This is a genomic window from Pseudomonas sp. EA_65y_Pfl1_P113 (assembly GCF_963970525.1).
Taxonomy (GTDB): domain Bacteria; phylum Pseudomonadota; class Gammaproteobacteria; order Pseudomonadales; family Pseudomonadaceae; genus Aquipseudomonas; species Aquipseudomonas tritici.
Genome location: NZ_CAXAQM010000547.1, coordinates 1 through 458, shown reverse-complemented (window position 1 = coordinate 458; position 458 = coordinate 1). Strand labels below are relative to the sequence as shown.

The 458-nt window shown below is 66.8% G+C and carries 1 protein-coding gene; it reads right to left on the bottom strand.

Annotation, left to right across the window (positions count from 1 at the left end; all coding sequences use genetic code 11):
- Positions 1 to 19 precede the first annotated feature (19 nt).
- On the bottom strand, positions 20 to 458 hold a 439-nt coding region (locus AACY52_RS31010; RefSeq protein ID WP_339561495.1), incomplete at its 5' end, for an MBL fold metallo-hydrolase.

The following is a 458-nucleotide window of genomic DNA, read 5'->3' as shown; positions in this document are numbered from 1 at the left end:
ACTTCGCCAAGCTACCCCGTCAAACCGCGCGATACCACCACACGCCGTCCTCGATCGTCTTCACCGCGCGCCCTTCGACCTCCAGCCGCCGGACATGCGCCAGCGCTTCGCCCGTCGCCATGCCGAGCATGTCGGGCCCGATCGCGCGCCGGAACAGCCGCCCGAAACAGTCGATCGCGCGGCGCGGTTCGGCCAGAAACACTTCCAGTTCGTCGAGCCGCTCGCGATGTTCGCGGTCCATCGCATCGAGCCGCGCGTGCAAGCCGGTGAATGGATCGCCATGTCCCGGCAGCACCAGCACATCGTCGGGCAATGCCTTCAACCGCGCGATCGAGTCGAACCATTCGCCCAGCGGATCGGCCGCAGGCTCGGTCACGCCGAGCGAAACATTCGGGCTGATCCGCGGCAACACCTGGTCGCCCGAGATCAGCACCTTGCCGACGGGATCGTACAGACAG